23 protein-coding genes are annotated in these 25822 nt (G+C 62.3%); 8 read left to right on the top strand and 15 right to left on the bottom strand.

What is annotated here, in order from left to right; translation table 11 throughout:
• Positions 1-25: 25 nt before the first annotated feature.
• The 5 genes from rng to mreB form a co-directional block, all read right to left on the bottom strand.
• Positions 26-1483: a ribonuclease G gene (gene rng, locus IB266_RS13220; RefSeq protein ID WP_018613976.1), complete on the bottom strand. Its 1458-nt coding sequence runs from the start codon at positions 1481-1483 to the stop codon at positions 26-28.
• Positions 1484-1539: 56 nt separating this feature from the next.
• The gene (locus tag IB266_RS13215; RefSeq protein ID WP_192261469.1) at positions 1540-2136 is read right to left on the bottom strand and encodes a Maf family protein; all 597 of its coding nucleotides are present in this window, start codon (positions 2134-2136) and stop codon (positions 1540-1542) included.
• Positions 2137-2334: 198 nt separating this feature from the next.
• A complete protein-coding gene (mreD, locus tag IB266_RS13210) occupies positions 2335-2823 on the bottom strand; it encodes a rod shape-determining protein MreD (RefSeq protein WP_003197820.1) in 489 nt (162 codons plus the stop codon).
• Complete coding sequence (gene mreC, locus IB266_RS13205; RefSeq protein ID WP_103309007.1) at positions 2820-3959, bottom strand: rod shape-determining protein MreC; 1140 nt, start codon at positions 3957-3959, stop codon at positions 2820-2822. Before mreC ends, mreD begins: the two co-directional genes overlap by 4 nt.
• A 141-nt stretch (positions 3960-4100) precedes the next feature.
• Positions 4101-5138: a rod shape-determining protein MreB gene (mreB, locus tag IB266_RS13200; RefSeq protein WP_002555108.1), complete on the bottom strand. Its 1038-nt coding sequence runs from the start codon at positions 5136-5138 to the stop codon at positions 4101-4103.
• A gap of 214 nt (positions 5139-5352) precedes the next feature.
• On the opposite strand from mreB, the gene gatC reads away from it, so the two are divergent.
• The 6 genes from gatC to IB266_RS13170 all read left to right on the top strand — a co-directional run bounded on the left by gatC (position 5353) and on the right by IB266_RS13170 (position 10526).
• A complete protein-coding gene (gene gatC, locus IB266_RS13195) occupies positions 5353-5640 on the top strand; it encodes an Asp-tRNA(Asn)/Glu-tRNA(Gln) amidotransferase subunit GatC (protein ID WP_020297123.1) in 288 nt (95 codons plus the stop codon).
• Between the two features lie 16 nt (positions 5641-5656).
• Complete coding sequence (gatA, locus tag IB266_RS13190; protein WP_003197814.1) at positions 5657-7108, top strand: Asp-tRNA(Asn)/Glu-tRNA(Gln) amidotransferase subunit GatA; 1452 nt, start codon at positions 5657-5659, stop codon at positions 7106-7108.
• A 10-nt stretch (positions 7109-7118) separates the two neighbouring features.
• Positions 7119-8564, top strand: a complete 1446-nt coding sequence (gene gatB / locus IB266_RS13185; RefSeq protein WP_060739170.1) for an Asp-tRNA(Asn)/Glu-tRNA(Gln) amidotransferase subunit GatB — start codon at positions 7119-7121, stop codon at positions 8562-8564.
• 96 nt (positions 8565-8660) lie between these two features.
• Positions 8661-9038 carry a septal ring lytic transglycosylase RlpA family protein gene (locus IB266_RS13180; RefSeq protein WP_060739171.1) on the top strand — a complete coding sequence of 126 codons (378 nt, stop codon included), beginning with the start codon at positions 8661-8663 and terminating at the stop codon, positions 9036-9038.
• Between the two features lie 49 nt (positions 9039-9087).
• A complete protein-coding gene (locus IB266_RS13175) occupies positions 9088-10149 on the top strand; it encodes a calcium/sodium antiporter (RefSeq protein ID WP_192261576.1) in 1062 nt (353 codons plus the stop codon).
• The gene (locus IB266_RS13170) at positions 10146-10526 is read left to right on the top strand and encodes a carboxymuconolactone decarboxylase family protein (RefSeq protein WP_025211835.1); all 381 of its coding nucleotides are present in this window, start codon (positions 10146-10148) and stop codon (positions 10524-10526) included. Before IB266_RS13175 ends, IB266_RS13170 begins: the two co-directional genes overlap by 4 nt.
• A 135-nt stretch (positions 10527-10661) precedes the next feature.
• Here IB266_RS13170 and IB266_RS13165 read toward each other — a convergent pair whose 3' ends face one another.
• The 5 genes from IB266_RS13165 to kdgD all read right to left on the bottom strand — a co-directional run bounded on the left by IB266_RS13165 (position 10662) and on the right by kdgD (position 17357).
• Positions 10662-11603, bottom strand: coding sequence for an AEC family transporter (locus tag IB266_RS13165; RefSeq protein ID WP_192261468.1), 942 nt, complete (start codon positions 11601-11603; stop codon positions 10662-10664).
• Positions 11604-11866: 263 nt separating this feature from the next.
• Positions 11867-13420, bottom strand: a complete 1554-nt coding sequence (gene garD, locus IB266_RS13160) for a galactarate dehydratase (protein WP_192261467.1) — start codon at positions 13418-13420, stop codon at positions 11867-11869.
• 13 nt (positions 13421-13433) lie between these two features.
• Complete coding sequence (locus IB266_RS13155) at positions 13434-14798, bottom strand: MFS transporter (RefSeq protein WP_063322934.1); 1365 nt, start codon at positions 14796-14798, stop codon at positions 13434-13436.
• Between the two features lie 85 nt (positions 14799-14883).
• Entirely contained in the window at positions 14884-16329 is a 1446-nt protein-coding gene (locus IB266_RS13150) for an aldehyde dehydrogenase family protein (protein WP_003197801.1), read from the bottom strand.
• Between the two features lie 116 nt (positions 16330-16445).
• Positions 16446-17357, bottom strand: coding sequence for a 5-dehydro-4-deoxyglucarate dehydratase (gene kdgD / locus IB266_RS13145; RefSeq protein ID WP_014336610.1), 912 nt, complete (start codon positions 17355-17357; stop codon positions 16446-16448).
• 371 nt (positions 17358-17728) lie between these two features.
• Here kdgD and IB266_RS13140 point away from each other — a divergent pair, with 371 nt between their 5' ends.
• Complete coding sequence (locus IB266_RS13140) at positions 17729-18085, top strand: hypothetical protein (protein ID WP_192261466.1); 357 nt, start codon at positions 17729-17731, stop codon at positions 18083-18085.
• A 218-nt stretch (positions 18086-18303) separates the two neighbouring features.
• Here IB266_RS13140 and IB266_RS13135 read toward each other — a convergent pair whose 3' ends face one another.
• The 4 genes from IB266_RS13135 to IB266_RS13120 form a co-directional block, all read right to left on the bottom strand.
• Positions 18304-19050: a FadR/GntR family transcriptional regulator gene (locus IB266_RS13135; protein WP_072410832.1), complete on the bottom strand. Its 747-nt coding sequence runs from the start codon at positions 19048-19050 to the stop codon at positions 18304-18306.
• 277 nt (positions 19051-19327) lie between these two features.
• The gene (locus IB266_RS13130; protein WP_192261465.1) at positions 19328-21055 is read right to left on the bottom strand and encodes an ABC transporter ATP-binding protein/permease; all 1728 of its coding nucleotides are present in this window, start codon (positions 21053-21055) and stop codon (positions 19328-19330) included.
• A 251-nt stretch (positions 21056-21306) separates the two neighbouring features.
• A complete protein-coding gene (locus IB266_RS13125) occupies positions 21307-21867 on the bottom strand; it encodes a response regulator transcription factor (protein ID WP_003177957.1) in 561 nt (186 codons plus the stop codon).
• Entirely contained in the window at positions 21864-23123 is a 1260-nt protein-coding gene (locus tag IB266_RS13120) for an ATP-binding protein (RefSeq protein ID WP_060739181.1), read from the bottom strand. The genes IB266_RS13125 and IB266_RS13120 overlap by 4 nt, the downstream gene beginning before the upstream one ends.
• Before the next feature lie 370 nt (positions 23124-23493).
• Between IB266_RS13120 and IB266_RS13115 the strand changes: the two genes are divergently transcribed.
• Positions 23494-24213, top strand: coding sequence for an SIMPL domain-containing protein (locus IB266_RS13115; protein ID WP_192261464.1), 720 nt, complete (start codon positions 23494-23496; stop codon positions 24211-24213).
• Positions 24214-24409: 196 nt separating this feature from the next.
• On the opposite strand, the gene IB266_RS13110 is transcribed toward IB266_RS13115, so the two are convergent.
• Complete coding sequence (locus IB266_RS13110; RefSeq protein WP_192261463.1) at positions 24410-24802, bottom strand: DUF6124 family protein; 393 nt, start codon at positions 24800-24802, stop codon at positions 24410-24412.
• Positions 24803-25822: the final 1020 nt, after the last annotated feature.

Raw genomic sequence — 25822 nt, 5'->3', positions numbered from 1 at the left:
GCGGGCCCGCCGCTTCCCAAGCTCTTCAGAGCAACACCACGTCGTATTGTTCCTGGGAATACATGGTTTCGACCTGGAAACGAATCGTGCGCCCGATAAACGCTTCCAACTCCGCGACATTGCCTGACTCCTCGTCGAGCAGGCGATCCACCACTTTCTGGTTGGCCAACACTCTATAGCCGGTCGCCTGGTAGGCGCGCGCCTCCCGGAGGATTTCCCGGAAGATTTCGTAACACACGGTTTCCGGGGTCTTGAGCTTGCCGCGCCCCTGGCAACTGCTGCACGGCTCGCACAGCACCTGCTCGAGGCTTTCGCGGGTGCGCTTGCGGGTCATCTGCACCAGGCCCAGTTCGGTGATCCCGATGATGTTGGTCTTGGCGTGATCGCGTTCGAGTTGTTTTTCCAGGGTCCGCAGCACCTGGCGCTGGTGCTCTTCATCTTCCATGTCGATGAAGTCGATGATGATGATCCCGCCCAGATTGCGCAGGCGCAGTTGGCGGGCAATCGCCGTGGCGGCTTCCAGGTTGGTCTTGAAGATGGTTTCTTCCAGGTTGCGATGGCCGACGAACGCCCCGGTGTTGACGTCGATGGTGCTCATGGCTTCGGCCGGATCGACCACCAGGTAACCGCCGGACTTGAGCGGTACCTTGCGCTCCAGGGCTTTCTGGATTTCGTCCTCGACCCCGTACAGGTCGAAAATCGGCCGCTCGCCAGGGTAATGTTCCAGGCGATCGGCGATTTCCGGCATCAGCTCGGCGACGAACTGCGTGGTTTTCTGGAAGGTTTCCCGGGAGTCGATGCGGATTTTCTCGATCTTGGGGCTGACCAGGTCGCGCAAGGTCCGCAGTGCCAGGCCCAGGTCTTCGTAGATCACGCTGGGGGTGGCGATGGTCTTGATCTGCGCGGCGATCTGGTCCCAAAGCCTTCGCAGGTAGCGGATGTCCATGAGGATCTCATCGGCCCCGGCCCCTTCGGCGGCGGTGCGCAGGATGAACCCACCGGCTTCCTTGATGCCTTCTTTTTCCACGCAGTCGCTGACCACCTGCTTGAGGCGCTCGCGCTCGGCTTCGTCTTCGATCTTCAGGGAAATGCCGACGTGGGCGGTGCGCGGCATGTACACCAGGTAGCGCGACGGAATCGACAGCTGCGTGGTCAGGCGGGCGCCCTTGGAGCCGATGGGGTCCTTGGTGACCTGCACCACCAGGCTCTGGCCTTCATGCACCAGCGCGCTGATGCTCTCCACGGCCGGCCCTTCGCGCATGGAAATTTCCGAAGCATGAATGAACGCCGCGCGGTCCAGGCCGATGTCGACGAAGGCCGCCTGCATGCCTGGCAGCACTCGCACCACCTTGCCCTTGTAGATATTGCCAACGATGCCACGCTTTTGCGTGCGCTCGACGTGGACCTCTTGCAGCACACCGTTTTCAACCACCGCCACGCGCGATTCCATCGGCGTGATGTTGATCAGGATCTCTTCACTCATGGCAGGGTCTCGTTCAGGCATGTTCACGATAATGGCCGCATCAAGTCAGACGGCGCTCAGCGCGCGTTCAAGGTTTGCCAACAGGGTATGCCGAAATGGCCCAACAGTTCTGCGGTTTCGCACAGGGGCAGGCCAACCACGGCTGAATAGCTGCCTTCGAGCCCGGCGACGAACACCGCGCCCAGCCCTTGAATACCATAGCTGCCAGCCTTGTCCCGGGGTTCACCGCTGGCCCAATAGGCCAGCGCTTCCTGTTCGGTGATGGGACGAAAACGCACCCGACTGCGCACCACCCGTGATTCGCAGCGTGAGCCGTCCAGCACGGCAATGGCAGTCAGCACTTCATGGTCGCGACCGGACAGGCTCAGCAGCATGGACAAGGCGTCGGCCTGGTCCACTGGCTTGCCGAGAATTCGCCCCTCCAGCACCACGGCGGTGTCCGCGCCGAGCACACAGCCATCCACACCGGCGTCCAGGGCTCGCCGCCCAGCCTCGGCCTTGCCGCGCGCCAGGCGCTCGACATAGGCCGAGGGGGTTTCGTGATCCAGGGGCGTTTCATCGATGTCCGCGCCGATGGCGGTAAAGGGCACGCCGATCTGCGTGAGCAGCTCACGCCGACGCGGTGAGCCTGAGGCGAGGTAAAGCGGTTTCATCAAGACATCTCCCTCTCAAAGCACAGCCATCCAGACAAAAACAGCTTTTGTGGCGAGGGCGCTTGCTCCCGCAGGGCCGGTCCGACGCTTCGGGCGTAGCGGCCCCAACTTTTACGGTCGCTACGCAACCGAGCGGGAGCAAGCTCCCTCGCCACAGGGATGTAAGTCATCAGAAAAAGTGTAGGTATCCTGACCGAATCAGTTGATTTTGAAACGCAGGCGCAGGCCACGCAAACCGAAGCTGACCCATGGCCAGAGCAAGGCACTGACCAGGGCTGGCAAGACCAGCGCCAGGGTTGGCTGGCGATTGCCGGTCAGCGCGCTGAGCCACAGCTGCACCAGTTGCGCCAGACCGAAGATCACCAGAATCACCAGGCACTGCTGCCACATGGGGAACATCCGCAGGCGTTGTTGCAGCGACAGCACCAGGAAGGTAATCAGCGTCAGGATCAACGCGTTCTGCCCCAGCAGCGTGCCGTAAAGCACATCCTCGGCCAGGCCCAGGCACCAGGCGGTGACCATGCCGACCTTGTGGGGCAACGCCAGCGCCCAGAAGGCCAGCAACAGGGCCAGCCACAGGGGGCGCAGGATTTCCATGAATTGCGGCAGCGGCGAAACACTGAGCAACAGGCCGATGGCGAAGGTCAACCAGACCATCCAGCCGTTACCGGATTGGGTACTGCTCATTCTTCTCGTGCTCCCCTGGTGGCTGGCGCGGTGGCCGGCGTGGAGGCTGGCGGTTTGGCGGCGGGCCGGGCTGGCTGAGCAGGCTGCGCGGCGGGCGCGTGGGTGGCCGACCGGGTCGGTTTCGCAGCAGGTGCGGCCGGAGCAGCGGCCGGCGTCGTTGCCGGAGCCGCCGTAGCCGGTGCAGGCACGGGTGGTTTTGGCACGATGGCTGGGACTGGCGCCGGCACAGCCGTAGCCGGGGCGGCCGACTCGCCGCCCTGCCGGTCCTGGGCTTCCTGGGCCACGGCGGCGTCGTTGGCACGCTCTTCGGGCGTGCGGTTGTCGCTGAAGACCAGCAGCAGGTAGCGGCTGCGATTCAGCGCCGCCGTCGGCACCGCGCGCACAATGGCGAACGGCTGGCCGGAGTCATGGATGACTTCCTTGACCGTCGCCACCGGATACCCGGCCGGGAAACGCTGGCCGAGGCCGGAGCTGACCAGCAGGTCGCCTTCCTTGATATCGGCGGTATCGGCCACGTGCCGCAGCTCCAGGCGCTCCGGGTTGCCAGTGCCACTGGCAATCGCCCGCAGGCCGTTGCGGTTGACCTGCACCGGAATGCTGTGGGTGGTATCGGTCAGCAACAGCACGCGAGATGTATAAGGCATCAACTCCACCACCTGGCCCATCAGGCCCCGGGCATCGAGCACCGGTTGACCAAGGACCACACCGTCGCGCTCGCCCTTGTTGATCAGGATGCGGTGGGTGAAGGGGTTGGGGTCCATGCCGATCAACTCGGCCACTTCGACCTTCTCGTTGACCAGTGCGGAGGAGTTGAGCAACTCGCGCAGCCGCACGTTCTGCTCGGTGAGGGCCGCCAGCTTCTGCATGCGCCCCTGCAACAGCAGGTTTTCGGTCTTGAGTTTTTCGTTTTCGGCGACCAGTTCGGTCCGGCTGCCAAATTGGCTGGCGACACCTTGCCACAAGCGCTGCGGCAGGTCGGTGATCCAATAGGACTCCATCAACACCAGCGACATCTGGCTGCGTACAGGCTTGAGCAGCGTGAAGCGGGCATCAACCACCATCAGCGCGACCGATAGCACGGTCAGCACCAGCAGGCGCACGCCCAATGAGGGGCCTTTGGCGAAAAGCGGTTTAATAGGCCGCTCCTCCCAGGCAAATGTTTTCTTTATTCATACGGCATCAAACCGGCCTGGATACGAATGACAGAAGATAAACGCCAACGGGCAGCACTGCAAAGTGCTGCCCGAGAGCGAACAACATAGACCACCCAGCCAGACTTATTCGCTGGAGAGCAGGTCCATGGTGTGCTTGTCCATCATTTCCAATGCACGGCCACCGCCGCGGGCAACACAGGTCAACGGGTCTTCGGCAACGATCACCGGCAGGCCGGTTTCCTGGGCCAACAGCTTGTCGAGGTCACGCAACAGTGCGCCACCACCGGTCAGCACCAGCCCGCGCTCGGCGATGTCCGATGCCAGTTCCGGCGGCGACTGCTCCAGGGCGCTCTTGACGGCCTGGACGATGGTCGCCAGCGACTCTTGCAGCGCTTCGAGCACTTCGTTGGAATTGAGGGTAAAGGCCCGTGGAACGCCTTCGGCCAGGTTGCGACCGCGCACGTCGACTTCACGCACTTCACCGCCCGGGTAGGCCGTGCCGATTTCCTGCTTGATACGCTCGGCGGTGGATTCGCCGATCAGGCTGCCGTAGTTGCGACGCACATAAGTGATGATCGCTTCGTCGAAACGGTCGCCGCCCACACGTACGGATTCGGCGTAGACCACACCGTTGAGGGAGATCAGCGCGATTTCAGTGGTACCGCCACCGATGTCGACGACCATCGAGCCGCGGGCTTCTTCCACCGGCAGGCCGGCACCGATGGCAGCGGCCATGGGCTCTTCGATCAGGAACACTTCACGGGCACCGGCACCGAGGGCCGATTCACGGATAGCGCGACGCTCTACCTGGGTGGACTTGCATGGAACGCAGATCAGCACACGAGGGCTAGGCTGCAAAAAGCTGTTTTCGTGAACCTTGTTGATGAAGTACTGCAGCATCTTTTCGCAGACGCTGAAGTCGGCGATCACGCCGTCCTTCATTGGGCGAATGGCCGCGATGTTGCCCGGTGTACGGCCCAGCATGCGCTTGGCTTCCGTACCGACAGCCACGACACTCTTCTGGTTACCGTGGGTGCGGATGGCCACGACCGAGGGTTCATTCAGGACGATACCGCGCTCGCGCACGTAAATAAGGGTGTTGGCAGTGCCCAGGTCGATGGAAAGATCGCTGGAAAACATGCCACGCAGTTTCTTGAACATGGGAAAGGGACCCTAGGCAACGCGTGGGTAAAAAAGTGCGGCAAACTCTAACAACGACAGGGATTTTGGGCAAGGCGCCAATATGTTAAATTGGCCGCTTTTCTGTGCACCAAACCCCACAATCGCGGCCGTAAGACCGTAGAAATGCGGTAGTGTTCCGACAATCTAACACACGGACAGACTGCGTCCGTTTTGTTTTCCACTGGAGAATCCCATGGCGCTTGAACGCTCCGACGTGGAAAAAATCGCTCATCTGGCCTGTCTGGGCCTCAATGAAGCCGATCTTCCACACATTACTTCTGCCCTGAACAGCATTCTGGGGCTGGTCGACGAGATGCAGGCGGTCGACACCGACGGTATCGAACCGCTGGCGCACCCACTGGAAGCCAGCCAGCGCCTGCGCGCCGACGTCGTGACCGAGTCCAATCACCGCGAGGCCTACCAGTCCATCGCACCAGCGGTCGAAAACGGCCTGTACCTGGTTCCGAAAGTCATCGACTAAAGGGAAAGAGCCTCTCATGCATCACATGACCCTGGCCGAGATCGCCCGCGGACTCGCCGATAAAAAGTTTTCCTCCGAAGAGCTGACCCAGGTCCTGCTGGCGCGCATCGCCCAGCTCGACCCGCAGCTCAACAGCTTCATCAGCCTCACCCAGGAGCTGGCCCTGAGCCAGGCCAAGGCCGCCGACGCCCGTCGCGCCAACGGTGAAACCGGCGCCCTGCTCGGTGCGCCGATTGCCCACAAGGACTTGTTCTGCACCCAGGGCATCCGCACCAGCTGCGGCTCGAAGATGCTCGACAACTTCAAGGCCCCGTACGATGCCACCGTGGTCGCCAAGCTGGCCGCCGCCGGCACCGTGACCCTGGGCAAGACCAACATGGACGAATTCGCCATGGGCTCGGCCAACGAGTCGAGCTACTACGGCGCGGTGAAGAACCCGTGGAACCTGGAACACGTACCGGGCGGCTCGTCCGGCGGTTCCGCCGCCGCCGTGGCGGCGCGCCTGTTGCCGGCCGCCACCGCCACCGACACCGGCGGCTCGATTCGCCAGCCAGCGGCGTTCACCAACCTCACCGGCCTCAAGCCGACCTACGGTCGTGTCTCGCGCTGGGGCATGATCGCCTACGCCTCCAGCCTCGACCAGGGCGGCCCGCTGGCGCGCACCGCCGAAGACTGCGCGATCCTGCTGCAAGGCATGGCCGGCTTCGACCCGAACGATTCCACCAGCATCGATGAGCCCGTGCCGGACTACAGCGCCAGCCTCAACGGCTCGCTGCAAGGCCTGCGCATCGGCGTGCCGAAGGAATACTTCAGCGCCGGCCTCGACCCGCGCATCGCCGAGCTGGTCCACAACAGTGTCAAAGAGCTGGAGAAGCTCGGCGCGGTCATCAAGGAAATCAGCCTGCCGAACATGCAGCACGCGATTCCGGCGTACTACGTGATCGCCCCGGCGGAAGCGTCCTCGAACCTGTCGCGCTTCGACGGTGTACGCTTCGGCTATCGCTGCGAGAACCCGGAAAACCTGATCGACCTGTACAAGCGCTCCCGGGGCGAAGGCTTCGGTGCCGAAGTGCAGCGCCGGATCATGGTCGGTGCCTATGCGCTGTCCGCCGGCTACTACGACGCCTACTACCTCAAGGCGCAGAAAATCCGCCGCCTGGTGAAGAACGACTTCATGGCCGCCTTCAACGAGGTCGACATCATCCTCGGCCCGACCACGCCGAACCCGGCCTGGAAGCTCGGCGCCAAGAACAGCGACCCGGTCGCCGAATACCTGGAAGACGTCTACACCATCACCGCCAACCTCGCCGGCTTGCCGGGCCTGTCCATGCCGGCCGGTTTTGTCGATGGCCTGCCGGTGGGCGTGCAACTGCTCGCGCCGTATTTCCAGGAAGGCCGCCTGCTCAACGTGGCTCACCAGTATCAGTTGAACACTGACTGGCACACCCGCACCCCAACCGGCTTCTGAGGAGAAACACATGCAATGGGAAGTCGTGATCGGGCTGGAGATTCATACCCAGCTCACCACCCGGTCGAAAATCTTTTCCGGTAGCTCCACCACGTTCGGCTCCGAGCCCAACACCCAGGCCAGCCTGGTCGACCTGGGCATGCCCGGCGTGCTGCCGGTGCTCAACGCCGAAGCCGTGCGCATGGCGGTGATGTTCGGCCTGGCGATTGACGCCGAGATCGGCCAGCACAACGTGTTCGCCCGCAAGAACTACTTCTACCCGGACCTGCCCAAGGGCTACCAGATCAGCCAGATGGAACTGCCGATCGTCGGCAAGGGCCACCTGGACATCGCCCTGGAAGACGGCACGGTCAAGCGTGTCGGCATCACCCGGGCACACCTGGAAGAAGACGCCGGCAAGAGCCTGCACGAAGAATTCAACGGCGCCACCGGCATCGACCTGAACCGTGCCGGCACGCCGCTGCTGGAGATCGTCTCCGAGCCGGACATGCGCAGCGCCAAGGAAGCCGTGGCCTACGTCAAGGCGATCCACGCGCTGGTGCGCTACCTGGGCATCTGCGACGGCAACATGGCCGAAGGCTCGCTGCGCTGCGACTGCAACGTGTCGATCCGGCCCAAGGGCCAGGTCGAGTTCGGCACCCGCTGCGAGATCAAGAACGTCAACTCGTTCCGCTTCATCGAGAAGGCGATCAACAGCGAGATCCAGCGCCAGATCGAACTGATCGAGGACGGTGGCAAGGTCATCCAGCAAACCCGCCTGTATGACCCGAACAAGGACGAGACCCGTCCGATGCGCAGCAAGGAAGAAGCCAACGACTACCGTTACTTCCCCGACCCGGACCTGCTGCCGGTGGTCATCGAGGACTCGTTCCTCAATGACGTGCGCGCCACCCTGCCGGAACTGCCACCGCAGAAACGCGAGCGCTTCCAGGCGCAGTTCGGCCTGTCGAGCTATGACGCCAACGTCCTGGCCACCAGCCGCGAACAAGCCGATTACTTCGAAAAAGTCGTGAGCATCGGCGGCGACGCCAAGCTGGCGGCCAACTGGGTGATGGTCGAGTTGGGCAGCCTGTTGAACAAGCAGGGCCTGGAAATCGATGAGTCGCCGGTCTCGGCCGAGCAACTGGGCGGCATGCTGCTGCGGATCAAGGACAACACCATTTCCGGCAAGATCGCCAAGATGGTGTTCGAAGCCATGGCCAATGGTGAAGGCAGCGCCGACGAGATCATCGAGAAGCGCGGCTTGAAGCAGGTCACCGATACCGGGGCGATCAGCGCCGTGCTCGATGAGATGCTCGCGGCCAACGCCGAGCAGGTCGAACAATACCGTGCGGCAGACGAAGCCAAGCGCGGCAAGATGTTCGGCTTCTTCGTCGGCCAGGCCATGAAAGCCTCCAAGGGCAAGGCCAACCCGCAGCAGGTCAACGAACTGCTGAAAAGCAAGCTCGAGGGCTGATGGACATGGAGCCAGTCTTGCTGTCTGGCTCAATTCCCTGTGGGAGCTTTGCTCCCACAGGGTTTGCTCCAACATTTTGTTTTCGGAATCCTTTCCATGAAGCGTCTCCTCGGCGCCTGCGCCCTGCTGTCCCTGCTGGCCGGTTGCGCCAGCCAGAGCGGGACGGTCGATCCACACGGCTACGACCAGACCGGCGTCGCCTCTTATTACGGTGCCAGGCACCATGGCAAGCGCACCGCCAGTGGCGAGCGTTTCAACCAACACGGCCTGACCGCCGCCCATCGCCAGTTGCCGTTCGGCACTCGGGTGAAAATCACCAACCTGGGCAACAGTAACAGCGTGGTGGTGCGCATCAACGACCGTGGCCCATACTCCCGAGGCCGTTTGATCGACGTGTCCCGCGAAGCCGCCGAGCAACTGGGCATGCTGCGCAGCGGCACCGCACGGGTGCGCGTGCAAGCCCTCGACGATTGATAGACGGAGCCCGGCCATTTCCCTACTCACCGCCCTACCGCTGCTCAGCCTGATCGAATTGTTCGGCGCTCTGCTGTTGCTGATCGGCGGCGCCGAACTGCTGGTGCGCGCCGCCGTGGGCCTGGCGGCACGCTTGCAGGTACGACCGCTGATCATCGGCCTGACCGTCGTCGCCTTCGGCAGCAGCGCGCCGCAAATGGCCGTCAGCCTGCAGGCGACCCTGGCACAGAACGCCGACATTGCCGTGGGCAGCGTGATCGGCAGCGGCATCTTCAACATCCTCGTCACCCTCGGGTTGTCGGCGCTGATCATTCCGTTGCGCGTCTCGCGCCAACTGGTGCGCCTGGACATCCCGCTGATGATCGGCGCCAGCCTGTTGGTGTTCGTGCTGGCCTGGAATGAAGAACTGACCCGGTTGGACGGCGTCTGGCTTCTGCTGGCCCTGGCGGCGTACCTCGGGCTGTTGCTGCGCCAGTCACGGCATTCGGGGCGACCGCACCCGGTGGGGGGCGACGTGGCCCGGCTGTCCTGGGGCAAGAGTGTGTTGATGATCGCGTCGGGCCTGGCGATGCTGGTTTTCGCCGGGCACCTGTTGCTGGGGGCGGCGGTGGAAGTGGCGACGGACCTCGGCCTCTCGGAACGCATCATCGGCCTGACCATCGTCGCCGTCAGCACCTCGCTGCCGGAACTCGCCACTTCGCTGATCGCCGCCTTGCGGGGCCAGCGGGACATTGCGGTGGGCAACGTGATCGGCAGCAACCTGTTCAACCTGCTGGGCGTGCTGGGGGTCACCGCCCTCGCCGCGCCCACGCCACTGTCGGTCTCGCCGAACGCCCTGGATTTCGACCTGCCGGTGATGCTCGGCGTGGCGGTGCTGTGCCTGCCGGTGTTCTATTCCGGTTATCGCGTCACCCGCGCCGAAGGCCTGTTGTTCCTGGGCTTGTACCTGGCCTACGGGCTGCACGTGGTGTCGTTCACCACCGGCATGCCCCTGGCCGGCCAACTGGAACGGCTGATGCTGTTCTATGTGCTGCCGGCCCTGCTCGCGTTTTTGCTGTTCACCTCCCTGCGCGCCTGGCGCCGCCAACACCACAAGAGGGATTTGCCATGACCGACACTCCAAAGACCGGCCTGGACATGCGTCGCCAGGTCATGGGCGACGCGTTCGTCGACCGCGCCCTGGGCAACGCCACCGAGTTCACCCAGCCGTTGCAGGACTTCGTCAACGAACATGCCTGGGGCAGTGTCTGGCAACGCGAGGGGCTGCCGCTGAAGACCCGCAGCCTGATTACCCTGGCCGCCCTCACCGCCCTCAAGTGCCCGCAGGAACTCAAAGGCCATGTGCGCGGCGCGCTGAACAACGGTTGCACGGTGGAAGAGATTCGCGAGGCGTTGCTGCATTGCGCGGTGTACGCGGGCGTGCCGGCGGCGATCGATGCGTTTCGGGCGGCGCAGGAAGTGATCGATAGTTACCAGAAGCCGGAGTGATCGTTAGATCGCTATCGCGAGCAAGCTCGCTCCCACAGTTGACCGGCGCTGAACACAAAATTTGTGTACGCCACGAACCTCCTGTGGGAGCGAGCTTGCTCGCGATTGGACCTCCAGAACACCGCAAGCCCAAGCCTAGATCCACCCACCCCACTGCAACACAAAAATCCCCAGGTTGGTGGTAATCGCCGCCATCAAGGTGGTAATCACGATGATCGCCGCCGCCAGTTCATGGTTGCCATCGGCCGCCCGGGCCATGACGAAGCTGGCGGCGGCGGTGGGGCTGCCGAAGTACAGGAACAGGATCCCCAGTTCCGCCCCGCGAAAGCCCCAGAGCCAGGCACCCAGCGTGGCCACCAGCGGCAGGCCGACCATTTTCACCAGGCTCGAACTCAGGGCCATCTTGCCGCTCTTGCGCAGGGCCGCCAGCGATAGCGTGCCGCCGATGCAGATCAGCGCCAGGGGCAAGGTCATTTGCGACAGGTATTTGGCCGAGGTCTCGAACCAGTTCGGCAGGCCGATCTGCCAATAGGCGAACGGCGCGGCGACGATCACGCTGATGATCAGCGGATTGCTGATCACGCTTTTGCAGATGCTCCACGGATCGGACTTGATCACCGGGCTGTAGACCGCCAGCACGATGGTCGACAAGGTGTTGTAGAACAGGATTACCAGCGCCGCGAGAATCGCCCCCAGGGAAATCCCGTAGTCGCCATACATGCTCGCCGCCAGCGCCAGGCCGATGACCCCGTTGTTGCCGCGAAACGCACCTTGGGTGTAGATGCCGCGATCTTCCCGCGGGCAACGCCAGATCGCCCAGCCCCAGGCCATCGCAAAGCTCACCAGGGTGGCGATGGCGAAATAGATCAACAGATCCGGCTGCAACGCCGCGTGCAGGTCCGCGTGCAGGATGCCGAGGAACAACAGCGCCGGCATAGTGACGTTGAACACCAGGGACGAGGCGATATGGATGAAGTTATCGTTGATCCAGTAAATGCGCTTGAGCAACACCCCCAGAAACAGCATGGCAAACACCGGTGCGGTGATGTTCAGGGTTTCGAGAAAAATTGCCAGCATGCCGGGGACCTTGAGAAGGGTGTGTCGTTAGGTGGCTAATGATAAGCCACTCACGACATTGGCGTCTGGTGAAGTGCTATCGCGAGCAGGCTCGCTCCCACATTTATTCTACGGCGGGCACAGGAATCACACTCAACCCACATCCCCTGTGGGAGCGAGCTTGCTCGCGAAGACGGCGGCACATCCAACATCAATGCTAGCTGAACCACCGCCATCGCGAGCAAGCTCGCTCCCACACCGGGTCTCCAACAATCACGAAATCATCAGGTAATCGGCGCGGGGTTGAACAAGGTGATGTCGTTGTACAGCTTGTGCCGCTCGGCCCAGGTCTGCTTCTTGCCGCTGGCCACGTCCAGGTAGTAGTGGAACAGCTCCCAACCCAACTCTTCGATGGTCGCCCGTCCGGTGGCGATCCGGCCGGCGTCGATGTCGATCAGGTCCGGCCAGCGCTGGGCCAGTTCGGTGCGGGTCGAGACCTTCACCACTGGGGCCATGGCCAAGCCGTACGGCGTGCCCCGGCCTGTGGTGAAGACATGCAGGTTCATCCCCGCCGCCAGTTGCAAGGTGCCGCAGACAAAATCGCTGGCCGGTGTGGCGCAGAAGATCAGGCCCTTTTGCTTGAAGCGCTCGCCCGGGCCGAGCACGCCGTTGATCGCGCTGCTGCCAGACTTGACGATCGAGCCCAGGGATTTTTCGACAATGTTCGACAACCCGCCCTTCTTGTTGCCCGGCGTGGTGTTGGCACTGCGATCGGCCTCGCCCTTGGCCAGGTAACGGTCGTACCAGTCCATTTCCCGCACCAGCTCCTGGGCGACTTCCTGGGTTTGCGCCCGGGAGGTCAGCAAGTAGATCGCATCGCGCACTTCGGTGACTTCGGAAAACATCACCGTCGCCCCGGCCCGGAGCAACAGATCCGAGGCATAACCCAGCGCCGGGTTGGCGGTGATGCCGGAAAACGCATCGCTGCCACCGCACTGCATGCCCAGGATCAGCTCCGAGGCCGGCACGGTTTCGCGACGGCGCAGGTCGAGTTTCTTCAGGCGGGTCTCGGCCAATTCCATGATCTGCTCGATCATTTCCGTGAAACCGTGACTGGAATCCTGCAAGCGATACAACCACGGCTCGCTGAGGTCCACCGAACTGTCGCCCTCATGCATCACCTGCCCGGCCTGCAATTTCTCGCAGCCCAGGCTGATCACCAGCGCTTCGCCCCCCAGGTTCGGGTTGCGCGCCAGGTTACGCACGGTACGAATCGGGATGTACGCATCGGTGGCGGTGATCGCCACCCCACAGCCGTAGCTGTGGGTCAGCGCCACCACGTCATCGACGTTCGGGTACTTGGGCAACAGCTCATCCTTGATGCGCTTGACCGCGTGGTCCAGCACCCCGGTCACGCACTGCACCGTGGTGGTGATGCCCAGGATGTTGCGCGTGCCGACGGTGCCGTCGGCGTTGCGATAACCCTCGAAGGTGTAGCCCTCCAGCGGCGCATCGGCCGCCGGCACGTCGGTGGACAGCGGCAAGCTGTCCAGCGGCGGCGCGGTGGGCATGCGCAGTTGGTCTTCCTTGACCCAACTGCCACGGGGGATCGGTTGCAACGCGTAGCCAATCACCTGGCCGTAGCGAATCACCTCGCCGCCCTCGGGAATATCCTCCAGGGTGACCTTGTGGCTCTGGGGTACAAAGTCCACGGTAACCAGGCCGTCCGGGAACTCGGTCCCGGCCGGTACGCCCTGGTCATTGACGACGATCACCACGTTGTCCCGCTCATGCAAGCGGATGTAGCGCGGCGAATCGGCATGTTCAATCAGTTGCATTGACGCCGCTCCTTCAGGATTTCGCTTCAGACAGGCTGGAGATGCCGGCATCCTTGGCCGTCGGTTCCTTGAGTACCACACGCTTGATCGGCCCCACGATGACCAGGTAGCTGAACACCGCCATCAACGCGTTGCAACCGACGAACACCAGCGCCCATTTGAACGAACCGGTGGAGCTGATGATGTAGCCGATGACAATCGGCGTAGTGATCGACGCCAGGTTACCAAAGGTGTTGAACAGGCCACCGCTCAAACCGGCGATCTGTTTTGGCGACGTGTCGGAAACCACGGCCCAGCCCAGCGCGCCGACGCCTTTACCGAAGAACGCCAGGGCCATGAAGCCCACCACCATCCATTCGATGTCCACGTAGTTGCACGCCACGATGCTGCTGGACACCAGCAGGCCGGCGATGATCGGCGTCTTGCGGGCGAAGGTCAGCGAGTGGCCCTTGCGCAGCAGGTAGTCGGAAATCACCCCGCCCAGCACGCCACCGATGAAACCGCAGATCGCCGGCAAGGACGCGATGAAACCGGCCTTGAGGATGGTCATGCCGCGTTCCTGCACCAGGTACACCGGGAACCAGGTCAGGAAGAAGTACGTGATGCCGTTGATGCAGTACTGGCCCAGGTAAACGCCGAGCATCATGCGATTGGTCAGCAGTTGACGGATGTAATCCCACTTCGGACCGTCGGCTTTCTTTTCCTTGCCCTTGTCCTGGTCCATGTCGACCATCGCGCCGTTGGCGGCGATGTGATTGAACTCGGCCTCGTTGATCATCGGGTGCTGACGCGGGCTGTAGATCACTTTCAGCCAGATCAGCGAGAACACGATACCGATCACGCCCATCACGATGAACACGTGCTGCCAGCCGAAACGGTAGACGATCCAGCCCATCAGCGGTGCGAACAACACGGTGGCGAAGTACTGCGCCGAGTTGAAGATCGCCGAGGCGGTGCCGCGTTCTGCGGTGGGGAACCAGGCGGCGACGATCCGTGCGTTGCCCGGGAAGGACGGCGCTTCGGCCAGCCCAACCAGGAAGCGCAGCATGAACAGCGCAACCACGGCCGTGGACATGCCGAATTCACCCACATAGCCTTGCAGCACGGTGAACAGCGACCAGGTGAAAATGCTCAAGGCATAGATTTTTTTCGACCCGAAACGGTCGAGCAGCCAGCCGCCAGGAATCTGCCCGGCCACATAGGCCCAGCCGAAAGCGGAGAAGATGTAACCGAGGGTGACGGCATCGATGCCGAGGTCTTTTTGCAGGCTGGAGCCTGCGATGGCGATGGTGGCACGGTCGGCATAGTTGATCGTCGTCACCAGGAACAGCATGAGCAGGATCAAATAGCGGACGTGTGTCGGCTTGGTCGCTTGCATGTAGATGTACTCCCACTATTTATTTTTATGCGGGTTAGCAGATTGTGACGCCAGGACGGGATCACCCGCCCTGGCGGTGTCGCACTTACGATCCGATGTAAGAAGTTTTAACCACGGTGTAGAACTCTTGCGCGTAGCGACCTTGCTCACGCGAACCATAGGACGAACCTTTGCGCCCGCCGAACGGCACGTGGTAATCCACGCCAGCGGTGGGCAGGTTGACCATCACCATGCCCGCCTGGGAATGGCGCTTGAAGTGGTTGGCATACTTCAGCGAGGTGGTGGCGATACCAGCCGACAGACCAAACTCGGTGTCGTTGGCCATCGCCAGCGCCGCCTCGTAGTCGGCCACGCGCACGACGTTGGCCACCGGGCCGAAGATCTCTTCGCGGCTGATGCGCATCGAGGCTTCGCTGTCGGCGAACAGGGTCGGCGCCAGGAAGTAACCTTCGGTGTCGCACGTCACCAAACCACCACCGCTCACCAGCCGCGCGCCTTCGCTCTGGCCGATGTCGATGTACTTCAAGTCCTGGCTGAGCTGGGCTTCGGAAACCACCGGGCCGATGTCGGTGCCGGCCTTCAACGCGTGACCGACCTTGATCGACTGCATGCGCTCGGCCATGGCCTCAACGAACTTGTCGTGGATGCCGGCGGTGACGATCAGGCGACTGGAGGCCGTGCAACGTTGACCGGTGGAGTAGAACGCGCTCTGCACCGCCAGTTCGACGGCTTGCTTGAGGTCGGCGTCGTCGAGGATGATCTGCGGGTTCTTGCCGCCCATCTCCAGCTGCACCTTGGCCTGGCGCGACACGCAGTTGACCGCGATCTGCCGGCCCACGCCCACGGAACCGGTGAAGCTGATGCCGTCGACTTTCGGGCTGTTGACCAACACTTCGCCGACGACGCGGCCGCTGCCCATCACCAGGTTGAACGCACCGGCCGGGAAACCGGCGCGGGAAATGATTTCGGCCAGGGCCCAGGCGCAGCCCGGCACCAGCTCGGCGGGTTTGATCACCACGCAGTTGCCGTAGGCCAGGGCCGGGGCGATCTTCCAGGCGGGGATGGCGATCGGGAAGTTCCACGGGGTGATCAGGCCGACCACACCGAGGGCTTCACGGGTGACTTCGACGTTGACGCCTGGGCGCACTGACGGCACGTAATCGCCCGACAGGCGCAGGCATTCACCGGCGAAGAATTTGAAGATGTTGCCGGCGCGGGTCACTTCGCCGATGGCTTCAGGCAGGGTCTTGCCCTCTTCCCGGGCCAGCAGTTGGCCGAGTTCTTCGCGGCGGGCGAGGATCTCGCTGCCGACTTTGTCCAGCGCATCGTGACGGGCCTGGATGCCCGAGGTCGACCAGGCCGGGAAGGCGGCGCGGGCGGCTTCGATGGCGGCATTGACTTGCGCTGCGTCAGCCTTGGCGTATTCACCGATGACATCGGACAAGTCAGACGGGTTGATGTTGGTGCAATAGTCGGCACCGGCCACCCACTGACCGTTGATGTAGTTATCGAAACGCTTTGAATCTGCCACGGATGCTCCTCCTAACAAAAAGCCTGTCTGGTCTTGAGGCGTTCCCCCGCAGCGCGTGGGAACGATCAAGCCTTACGCAAAAAGCCGCTGATTACTCAGCGGCCTTGTCGGGTCTGTTATTGCTTGCCTTGCTTGTCGATCAGCGCGGCCAGGGCTTCGTATTCTTCTGGCAGCAGATCGGTCAGCGGCGTGCGCACAGGACCTGCGTCGTAGCCAACGATTTTCGCGCCCGCCTTGACGATGCTCACGGCGTAACCGGCCTTGCGGTTGCGGATGTCCAGGTATGGCAGGAAGAAGTCGTCGATGATCTTGCCGACGGTCTCGTGATCGTCGCGGGCAATGGCGTGGTAGAAGTCCATCGCGGTTTTCGGGATGAAGTTGAACACCGCCGAGGAGTAGACCGGCACGCCCAGGGCCTTGTAGGCCGCGGCGTAGACTTCAGCGGTCGGCAGGCCGCCCAGGTAGCTGAAACGATCGCCGAGGCGACGACGGATCGACACCATCAGTTCGATATCGCCCAGGCCATCCTTGTAGCCGATCAGGTTCGGGCAGCGCTCGGCCAGTTGTTCCAGCTGAGTGGCGTTCAGGCGGCAGACGTTGCGGTTGTACACCACCACGCCGATCTTTACCGATTTGCACACGGCTTCAACGTGGGCGGCAACGCCGTCCTGGCTGGCTTCGGTCAGGTAGTGCGGCAGCAGCAGCAGGCCCTTGGCGCCCAGGCGCTCGGCTTCTTGAGCGTATTCGATGGCCTGGCGGGTGGCACCGCCAACACCGGCAAGGATTGGCACGCTGGTGGCGCAGGTATCGACGGCGGTCTTGATGACCTGCGAATACTCGCTGGCGGCCAGGGAGAAGAATTCACCGGTGCCGCCCGCTGCGAACAATGCAGAGGCGCCATACGGGGCCAGCCATTCGAGGCGCTTAATGTAGCTGTCGCGATTGAAATCGCCTTGGGCAGTGAAATCGGTGACCGGGAACGACAGCAGGCCAGACGAGAGGATGGACTTCAGTTCTTGTGGATTCATTATTCGAACACCCTGGGACGCAAATGATTGTGTGAGATGGTTAAGCTTCGGCCAGAAGTTGTAGGTCATCGTACAACTTAAAATACACACGTCAACTGCATTTCGTCTTTTGTCAGGTGTGAGGGCATGGAGGTTGGTCGCGAAGCCTTGTGAATCGGGCCATCCGGCGAAATTGGAGAGTCAATGAAACTTGCGAGCGAGTCCCCCGGACCGCTCATCGAGACTGTCAACTCTGTCAGTAGGCGAGATTGCGGGAAGGAGGCATAACGGCAGTGCGGCCGTGCGACGCCCGGCTGTGGTCCTTTTCTGAAAATCTTTAAAGTGAGTCGCCCGTACGCAACGATCAAGGCCGCCTCACAAGGAGTGACACCATGGCGAAGACGTATGCGAAACCGATGCTCAAGGATTTTCCAGCCACCGTGGAAGTCACGATCAGCTTGGCAAAGACAAAGACGTTAACCGTGAAAATTCCGGATGCAGCTTTCGACCCGTACTCGAACGCCCGACTGACTCTGGGCGTCGGCTCGACGCCTCCTACTCCGGTAGGCGCGTTTACACCTCTGACCGACGGCGAGGAAGGTACGCCACGCAAGGATGTGACAATGACGCTAACCAATACCGACTTGGCAGCTTACGTCGGCCAATTGGTTGAGCTTCGTTATGAGGTTAGCTACGAGAGCTGGGATCCCGATACATCCGAGCCGCAAATGTTGCGGATCAGCGCGTAGGGCTGGCGCTGCGATTTGTCAGACAGGCAAACAGATCGAAAACCGAACACCCGTTCTCTTCGGCGAGGGATGTTTTATGTGGCGAGGGAGCTTGCTCCCGCTGGGGCGCGAAGCGGCCCCTCATTTCCGCTGCCAGATACAAGGGACTGCTTCGCAGCCCAGCGGGAGCAAGCTCCCTCGCCACAACAGCATCCTGGCCCCCCGAGCAGGGAGCGACTTCAGCCTTGCGCCTGCGCCTCTTCATGAGCCTGGCGCAGCCGCTCGCGGCTATTGGTCAGATGCAAGCGCATGGCCGCACGGGCCGCGTCGGAGTCCTGGCGGGCGATGGCTTCGTAGATTTCCTCGTGCTCGCGGCTCAGGCGATCCATGTAGTGCTGGTGGTCGTCGTGGGCCAGGCGCGCCGAGTTCAGCCGGGTACGCGGGATGATGCTGGTGCCCAGGTGGGTCATGATGTCGGTGAAGTAGCGGTTGCCGGTGGACAGGGCGATTTCCAGGTGGAAGGCGAAGTCCGAGGCCACCGCGTCGCTGGCGTGGGCGGCACTTTCCTTCAAGGCGTCGAGGGCGGCGCGCATCGTCGCCAGTTGTTCGTCGCTGCGGCGCTGCGCCGCGAGCCCGGCGGATTCCACTTCCAGGCTGATGCGCAACTCCAGGATCGCCAGCACGTCCCGCAAGGTGACGACCGTGGCCGGGTCGATGCGAAAACCGCTCGGGCTGGGCGTGTCCAGCACGAAGGTGCCGATGCCATGGCGGGTTTCCACCTGGCCGGCGGCCTGCAACCGGGAAATCGCCTCGCGCACCACGGTGCGGCTGACGCCATGGGCTTCCATGATCGCCGACTCGGTGGGCAATTTATCGCCACGCTTGAGCAGGCCATCGCGAATCTGCTCGGTCAGCACCGTCACCAGCTCCTGCGCCAGGCTGCGGCGCTTGCGGGGAAGGCGGGGTACGTCGATCGGGTTTTCCATTGTGTCTGTGTCTCGGCAAGCGGCTGAATGACAACATCATAGCGCAACGTGGTTGTACGATCACCGTGGGTGCAGTGGCGAGTCGAGGGCTGACACCGAGTCGCGCTCATCGCGAGCAAGCTCGCTCCCACATTGGATCGGTTGTAGACATGAACATCCGATTCACCACAAACCCTTGTGGGAGCGAGCTTGCTCGCGATGGCGGAGGGTCAGCCACATCAACATCAACTGATACACCGCTATCGCGAGCAAGCTCGCTCCCACAGGTTTTGGGTGTTTATGCTGTCACGGTGCGCTCCATCAGTTGGCCATTTTCGATACGCACATGTCGCGGATGGAAACGTTTCAAACTGCTTCGGTGACCGACGCTGACGATGCTCAGGCCCGGCAACTGGTCGATCAGCGCCTGGTACAGCGTCGCCTCGTCTTCTTCGTCCATCGCCGACGTGGCTTCGTCCATGTACAACCATTGCGGTGCATAAAGCAATGCGCGGGCAAAGGCCAGGCGTTGTTGCTCGCCAGGCGAGAGCATGCGCTGCCAGTGGTTGCTTTCATCCAGCCGCGGGATCAGGTGCGGCAGGCGGCAGGTTTCCAGCACCTGTGCATAACGTTCGTTGGGGTAGACGTCGCCAGCCTGTGGATAACTCAACACTTCCCGCAGGCTGCCAATGGGCAGATAGGGCTTTTGCGGCAGGAACAGGTAACGCGCCGCCGGAAGCCGGATCGTTCCGTGCCCCGCGGGCCACAAATGTCCCATCGCGCGAAACAGGGTCGACTTGCCACTGCCGGAACGACCGCTGAGCATGACCCGCTCGCCCGGTGCCACGCTCATATCGGCGTTGTCGAGCAGATGACGACCGTCGGCCAGATCCAACCCGAGGTTATGAACCGCCAACGCACTCCCCTGGTTCTGCACATCGATGGCCGGCACGCGGTCTTCGTTGTCGCTCATGGCCTGGCGGAAGCTCAACAGACGATCACAGGTGGCGCGCCACGCGGCAAGGTCGGCGTAGGCGCTGATGAACCAACTGAAGTTCTCCTGCACATTGCCGAAGGCCGAGTTGATCTGCATGAGTTCGCCCAGCTGGATCTTGCCGGCGAAGTAGCGCGGCGCGGCAACGATGAACGGGAAGATGATTGCGATCTGGCCGTAGCCGGAGGTGAAGAACGTCAGGCGCTTGGACACCCGCATGATGTCCCAGAAGTTATGCCAGACCAGCCCGAAGCGCCCACTCAGGCGGCGGTTCTCGTTCGGTTCGCCGTTGTACAGCGCAATGCTTTCGGCGTTTTCACGCACCCGGACCATGGAGAAACGCAGGTCGGCTTCGAAGCGTTGCTGGTTGTTGTTCAGCCCGATCAGGCGTCGGCCGATCAGGTGCGTCAACCAACTGCCCACCGCCGCATATACCAGGGCGCACCAGAACATGTAGCCGGGGATGGTGTAGCCGAACACTTCGATGCTGCCGGACACGCCCCACAAGATGATCGAGAACGACACCAGGCTGACCACGGTGCGCAGCAATCCCAGCCCCAGGCCCAGGGTATTGGTGGTGAAACTGTTGAGGTCTTCGGAAATCCGCTGGTCCGGGTTATCGGTATAGCCGCCCTGCTCCAGCCGGTAGTAATTCTTGTTGCCCAGCCAGCGGGCGAAATGCTGCTCGGTGAGCCAGGCCCGCCAACGAATGGTGAGCATCTGCGTGAGGTACAAGCGATAGACGGCGCCGAGAATCGCCACCGCCGCGATGCCGCAGAAATACAGGATCAACTGCCAGAACGCCGCGCTGTCCTTCTCTTGCAGGGCGTTGTAGAAATCCTTGTACCAACTGTTGATCCACACCGAGATCGCCACGCTGAACAGCGACAGCGCGATGACCGCGATCAACAGCGTCCAGGCCTTGCCCTTCTCCTCACTGCGCCAGTACGGCGTGGTCATTTGCCAGACACGGCGGAAAAACTGCCCGCGCACCGCGTCATTGACCGCGGAATATTCAGCGTTCTGATTCATGGTTAAGGCTCGATAGAGAAAAGAACTAGTGTCATGTTTCGCAAATACGTTTCTTTTTGACGAGTGGCTGTTGTCGTCAGGCAAGGCGCCGCGACGAGTCATAGCCCGCTATGGCGAGGAGCGGCAACGCAGCATGACGGCAACAGACGCCGTCAAAAAGGAACAGTATTTGTGATACATGACGCTGGGGCCGATCATAAAGCAACGGCCCGATGTGTCGCGAGGGTGGACAACACCTGTTCAGCGCAGGTTCAGCGACGCACGGGACGCTTTTGCAATTTGCGCTGCAAGGTCCGCCGGTGCATGCCCAGGGCGCGGGCCGTGGCGGAGATATTGCCTTCGTGCTCGGTCAGCACCCGCTGGATGTGCTCCCATTGCAGGCGATCCACCGACATGGGGTTTTCCGGCACCAGGGTGTCGAGGTCGGCGTGCTCGGACAACAGCGCCGCCAGTACATCATCGGCATCCGCCGGTTTGCACAGGTAATTGCAGGCGCCGCGCTTGATGGCCTCGACCGCGGTGGCGATGCTCGAATAACCGGTGAGGATCACCACGCGCATTTCCGGGTCCAGCTCCAGCAACTTGGGCAACAGCACCAGGCCGGAATCGCCGTCCATTTTCAGGTCCAGGGCGGCGTAGTCCGGCAGGTCGGCCTGGGCGATGGTCAGGCCCTCTTCGGCGGAGCCTGCGGTGCTGACGCGAAAGCCGCGACGGGACATGGCCCGGGCCATGACGCGGGTGAAGGTGGCGTCGTCATCCACCAGCAACAGGTGCGGCAGTTCTTCGCCGTCGACTTGGATCTCGTCACTCATGTTTCGTCTCCTCGGTCGGCATGGGGCAGGCGCAGCTCGGTGAGCGTGCCGCCTTCCTCATGGGGGTAGAGTTTCACCGAGCCGCCGGCGCGTGTCACGCTGGCTTTGCTCAAGAACAGGCCCAGGCCGAAACCTTTGCCCTTGGTGGTATAGAACGGCTTGCCGATCTGCTCGGCAATCGCCAGCGGCACGCCGGCGCCGTGGTCGCGAATGCAGATGGTCAGTTCATAAGCGTTCCAGTCCAACGCCACTTCCAGGTTGTCGGGACAGGCATCGGCGGCATTGTTCAGCAGATTCAACAGCGCTTGGGTCAGGTCTGGCGGCGGCGCCATGCGCGGCACCACGCCCTTGCCCAGGCACTGGAAGCGATAACTGGCTTCCGGGCGCATCAGGTGCCAGCGGTTCAGCGCATCGTCGAGCCAGAAGGTGACCGCCTGCATGTCGATGTCCAGCCGGCGATTGGCCTCGGCGGCACGCACCAGGTATTGCAGGGTTTCCTTGCAGAGCTTGACCTGGTCCTGCAGCACGCTGAGATCGTCCTGCAGTGCCGGGTCGTGATGGTCCTGGCGCATTTCCTTGAGCAGCACGCTCATGGTCGCCAGCGGTGTACCCAGTTCATGGGCGGCACCGGCAGCCTGGGTTGCCACGGCCAGCAATTGCTCGTCCCGCAGGCCCTCCTCACGACGGATGGCCCGCAGCTCTTCCTGGCGGCGCAGCTCCTCGGCCATGCGCGCGGCAAAAAACGTGATGACCGCCGCCGCCAGGGCGAAACTCAGCCACATGCCGTAGATCTGCAGGTTCTCCCGGGCGATGGGAAAGGTTTCCAGCGGGTAGAACCGTGCCAGCAGCAAGGTGTACAGCGCCAGGGCGATGCCGGAAAGGATCAGCGAAAACCGCCACGGCAACGTCACCGCGGCGATGGTCAGCGGCACCAGGTAATAAGAGACGAAGGGGTTGGTGGAGCCGCCGGAGAAATACAGCAGCGCGCTGTGGATAAACAAGTCGCCGGCCAGCTGCACGGCATATTCCAGCTCGGTCACCGGCCACGAGGCACGCAGGCGAATCGCCGTCAGCGCGCACAGCACGCTGGAACAGACCAGGGTGATCGCCAGCTGCAGCCAGGGCAGCGGCAGCAGGTCGAACCAATAGGCGAGCCCCACGGAGCCGGCCTGGGCCGCCAGGACCAGAATACGGATAAACGTCAGGCGCCAGAGGTTCTGGCGGGAAGCGGAAGTCATTTGCAAAGGGGCGAGCATGAGCTCTCCTGATGAGCGCTCCAGGCGGATCGCACGGAGTATAACCAAGGCGCGGGTCGCAGCGGCAGATATGCGGCAAAGCGCCACAGCTCTCAATGCTGCATATACCCCTTGTGGAGAGGGAGCTTGCTCCCGCTGGCCTGCGCAGCAGGCCCAACCCCGGCGCCGCGTTGTGTCAGATGAATGGAGCCGCTGCTTTTAGGGCCGCTTCGCGCCCCAGCGGGAGCAAGCTCCCTCGCCACGGGGCTCTTCATTGGCTTCAGGTATCTGTATAGAAGTTGTAACTGTGCGAACCCACCCATAAAAGCTAGAGTCTTATCCTTCACGCAGGCCCGGACCTCACCCCTGCGCCTCATCCCAAGGAGCTTTCATGCACACGTTCAGTCGTCCCGCCGCCCTGCTCGCCCTAAGTCTCGGCACCGCCGCCAGCCTGCCGGCCCTGGCCGCCAATGAGCTTCATTACAACCAGATTTCCCTGCGCGCCGAAGTCAGCCAGGAAGTGGCCCGCGACCTGATGATCGTCACCCTCTACACCGAAGAACAGAACACCGACCCGGCCAAACTCGCCGCCACTGTCAGCACCACGGTGAACAAAGCCATCGGCCAGGCCAAAGAGGTCAAGGACATCACCCTGCGCCAGGGCAGCCGCAACAGCTACCCGATCTACGACAACAAAGGCCAGAAAATCACCGGCTGGCGCGAGCGCGCCGAACTGCGCCTGGAAAGCGCCGACTTCGCCGCCCTGTCCAAACTCACCGGCGAGCTGCTGGGCGACATGAAGATGGGCGGCATGGACTTCGCCATCGCCAACGCCACCCGCCAGAGCAGCGAAGACGCCCTGCTCAAAGACGCGGTCAACGCCTTCAAGGCCCGCGCTCAACTGGCCACCGAAGCCCTGGGCGGCAAGGGTTACAAAATCGTCAACCTGAACTTCAATACCAACGGTTATCCACAACCCTTCATGCGCGCGCCAACGATGATGATGAAAAGTGGTTCCATGGATGCTGAATCCGTGACGCCTGACGTGGAAGCGGGTACCAGTAAAGTGATCATGACGGCGGATGGGGTGGTTGAGGTGTTGATGCAGTAACCCGCCTGATCGTTCCCACGCTCCCGCGTGGGAATGCCTCACCGAGACCCTGTGGCGAGGGAGCTTGCTCCCGCTGGGCCGCGAAGCAGCCCCAACAGCAGCGACTCAATCTGTCTGACCCACCGAGGTGTCAGGTTTGGGTCTGCTGCGCAGCCCAGCGGGAGCAAGCTCCCTCGCCACAGGACGGTGCCCGACCTCAAGTGGGCGGGCAGGCCGAGCTGGCCGGTGCCTCGACCTGATCCAACGCCTTGTCCACCAGCAACTGGCACAGCTCCACCAACTGATGAATCCCCAACGCAACGCTACGGCGCGTGCCCTCCACTTCGAAAGCCAGGTCTTCGGCCATGGCTTTTATCGAGGCCAGGGTTTCCGAGGTGCTGGTGAGCAGCGTATCGGTGTCGGCTTTGGCGGTGACTGAAAACAGGCTATCGATGCGCTGATCGGTGCTTGGCTCTGGTTTTTTTGGATTCAGGTAATGATCGAGGGCGCGCTCGGCGGCGGCGCGGTCTTTTAGGAGGTCTTCGATGGCGTCGAAGCCGGAAAGGGGATTGGTTTTGTTGAAGGGTGGGTCGGGGAGTGACTTATCCATTGATTTGTACCTATTTAGTGATGAGGACCATCACTTGCCGTTTCTCACTCGGCAAAGTGGTGGCAGCTATGTGCAGGGGTGAGAAATCCGAGAATAGGTACTCGGCCAGACCGAGGCCTGCCCGCACACAGCCGCCATAACGCATCTACTACAGGCAGCGGATAAGCTGGCGGCAATTATGCAGGTACAGAGGCTGGATGCCTATTATTCGGGTTTCTCACGCCCGGTCGCTGAATGGCAGCGACAGGAAAAAGGTTAGAGAGCCCACTTCCGAGGGACAACCTTAAAAACTTGTCGGATGTTTCGTTCTGAGGAGCGGATCCTTCCGACGCACCTGAATGATTTATGCAGCCTTCCGACCCACCGCAAACCCGTGGCGAGGGAGCTTGCTCCCGCTGGGGCGCGAAGCGGCCCTAAAAGCAGCGACTCCATCCAACTGACACAACGCGGCGCTTAGGTTGGGTCTGCTGCGCAGCCCAGCGGGAGCAAGCTCCCTCGCCACGGGGTTAGGTGTTCGACGAGACGGAGGCGTATTGCTTCAACCAGTGAATCGGGTACACCCGAGGGAACCAGGCCGGCTGTCAGGCCGCCTTCGCGGGCAAGCCCGCTCCCACAATTGAATCGGAGTACGACTGGGAGAGCTAGGTCGGCTATCAGGCCGCCTCGCGAGCAAGCTTTGCTCCCACAGGTCCAGCTCAAACAAGTCTGATAGGTGTACACCCCCGCAAGAGCCAGGCCGGCTATCAGGCCGCCTCGCGGTGGACGTTGATCTCGGCGCCCCGTTAACCACGCTGGCCGAACGCAGGCATTGTGGAGTGGGCATCCCGGCATGGATGCCGGGATAGCCGCGCTGGGCCATGGATGGCCCTTCGCGGCGGCCCACGGAACAATGCCGGAGTGAGGGCATGCCGAGCCCTAGCGAGGCACCAAGTGGTGGGGCAAAAAGCGTTTTGCTTACTTTTGCGCTTCTCAAAAGTGAGCCGCTGTAAGAGCGGAACCCTAAGTAGCCGTTACCGCAGC

The sequence above is a fragment of the Pseudomonas sp. Pdm06 genome, from assembly GCF_014851795.1.
Taxonomy (GTDB): domain Bacteria; phylum Pseudomonadota; class Gammaproteobacteria; order Pseudomonadales; family Pseudomonadaceae; genus Aquipseudomonas; species Aquipseudomonas fluorescens_AA.
Note: the sequence above shows the minus strand (reverse complement) of the source record. Positions and strands in the feature narration are given on the sequence as shown.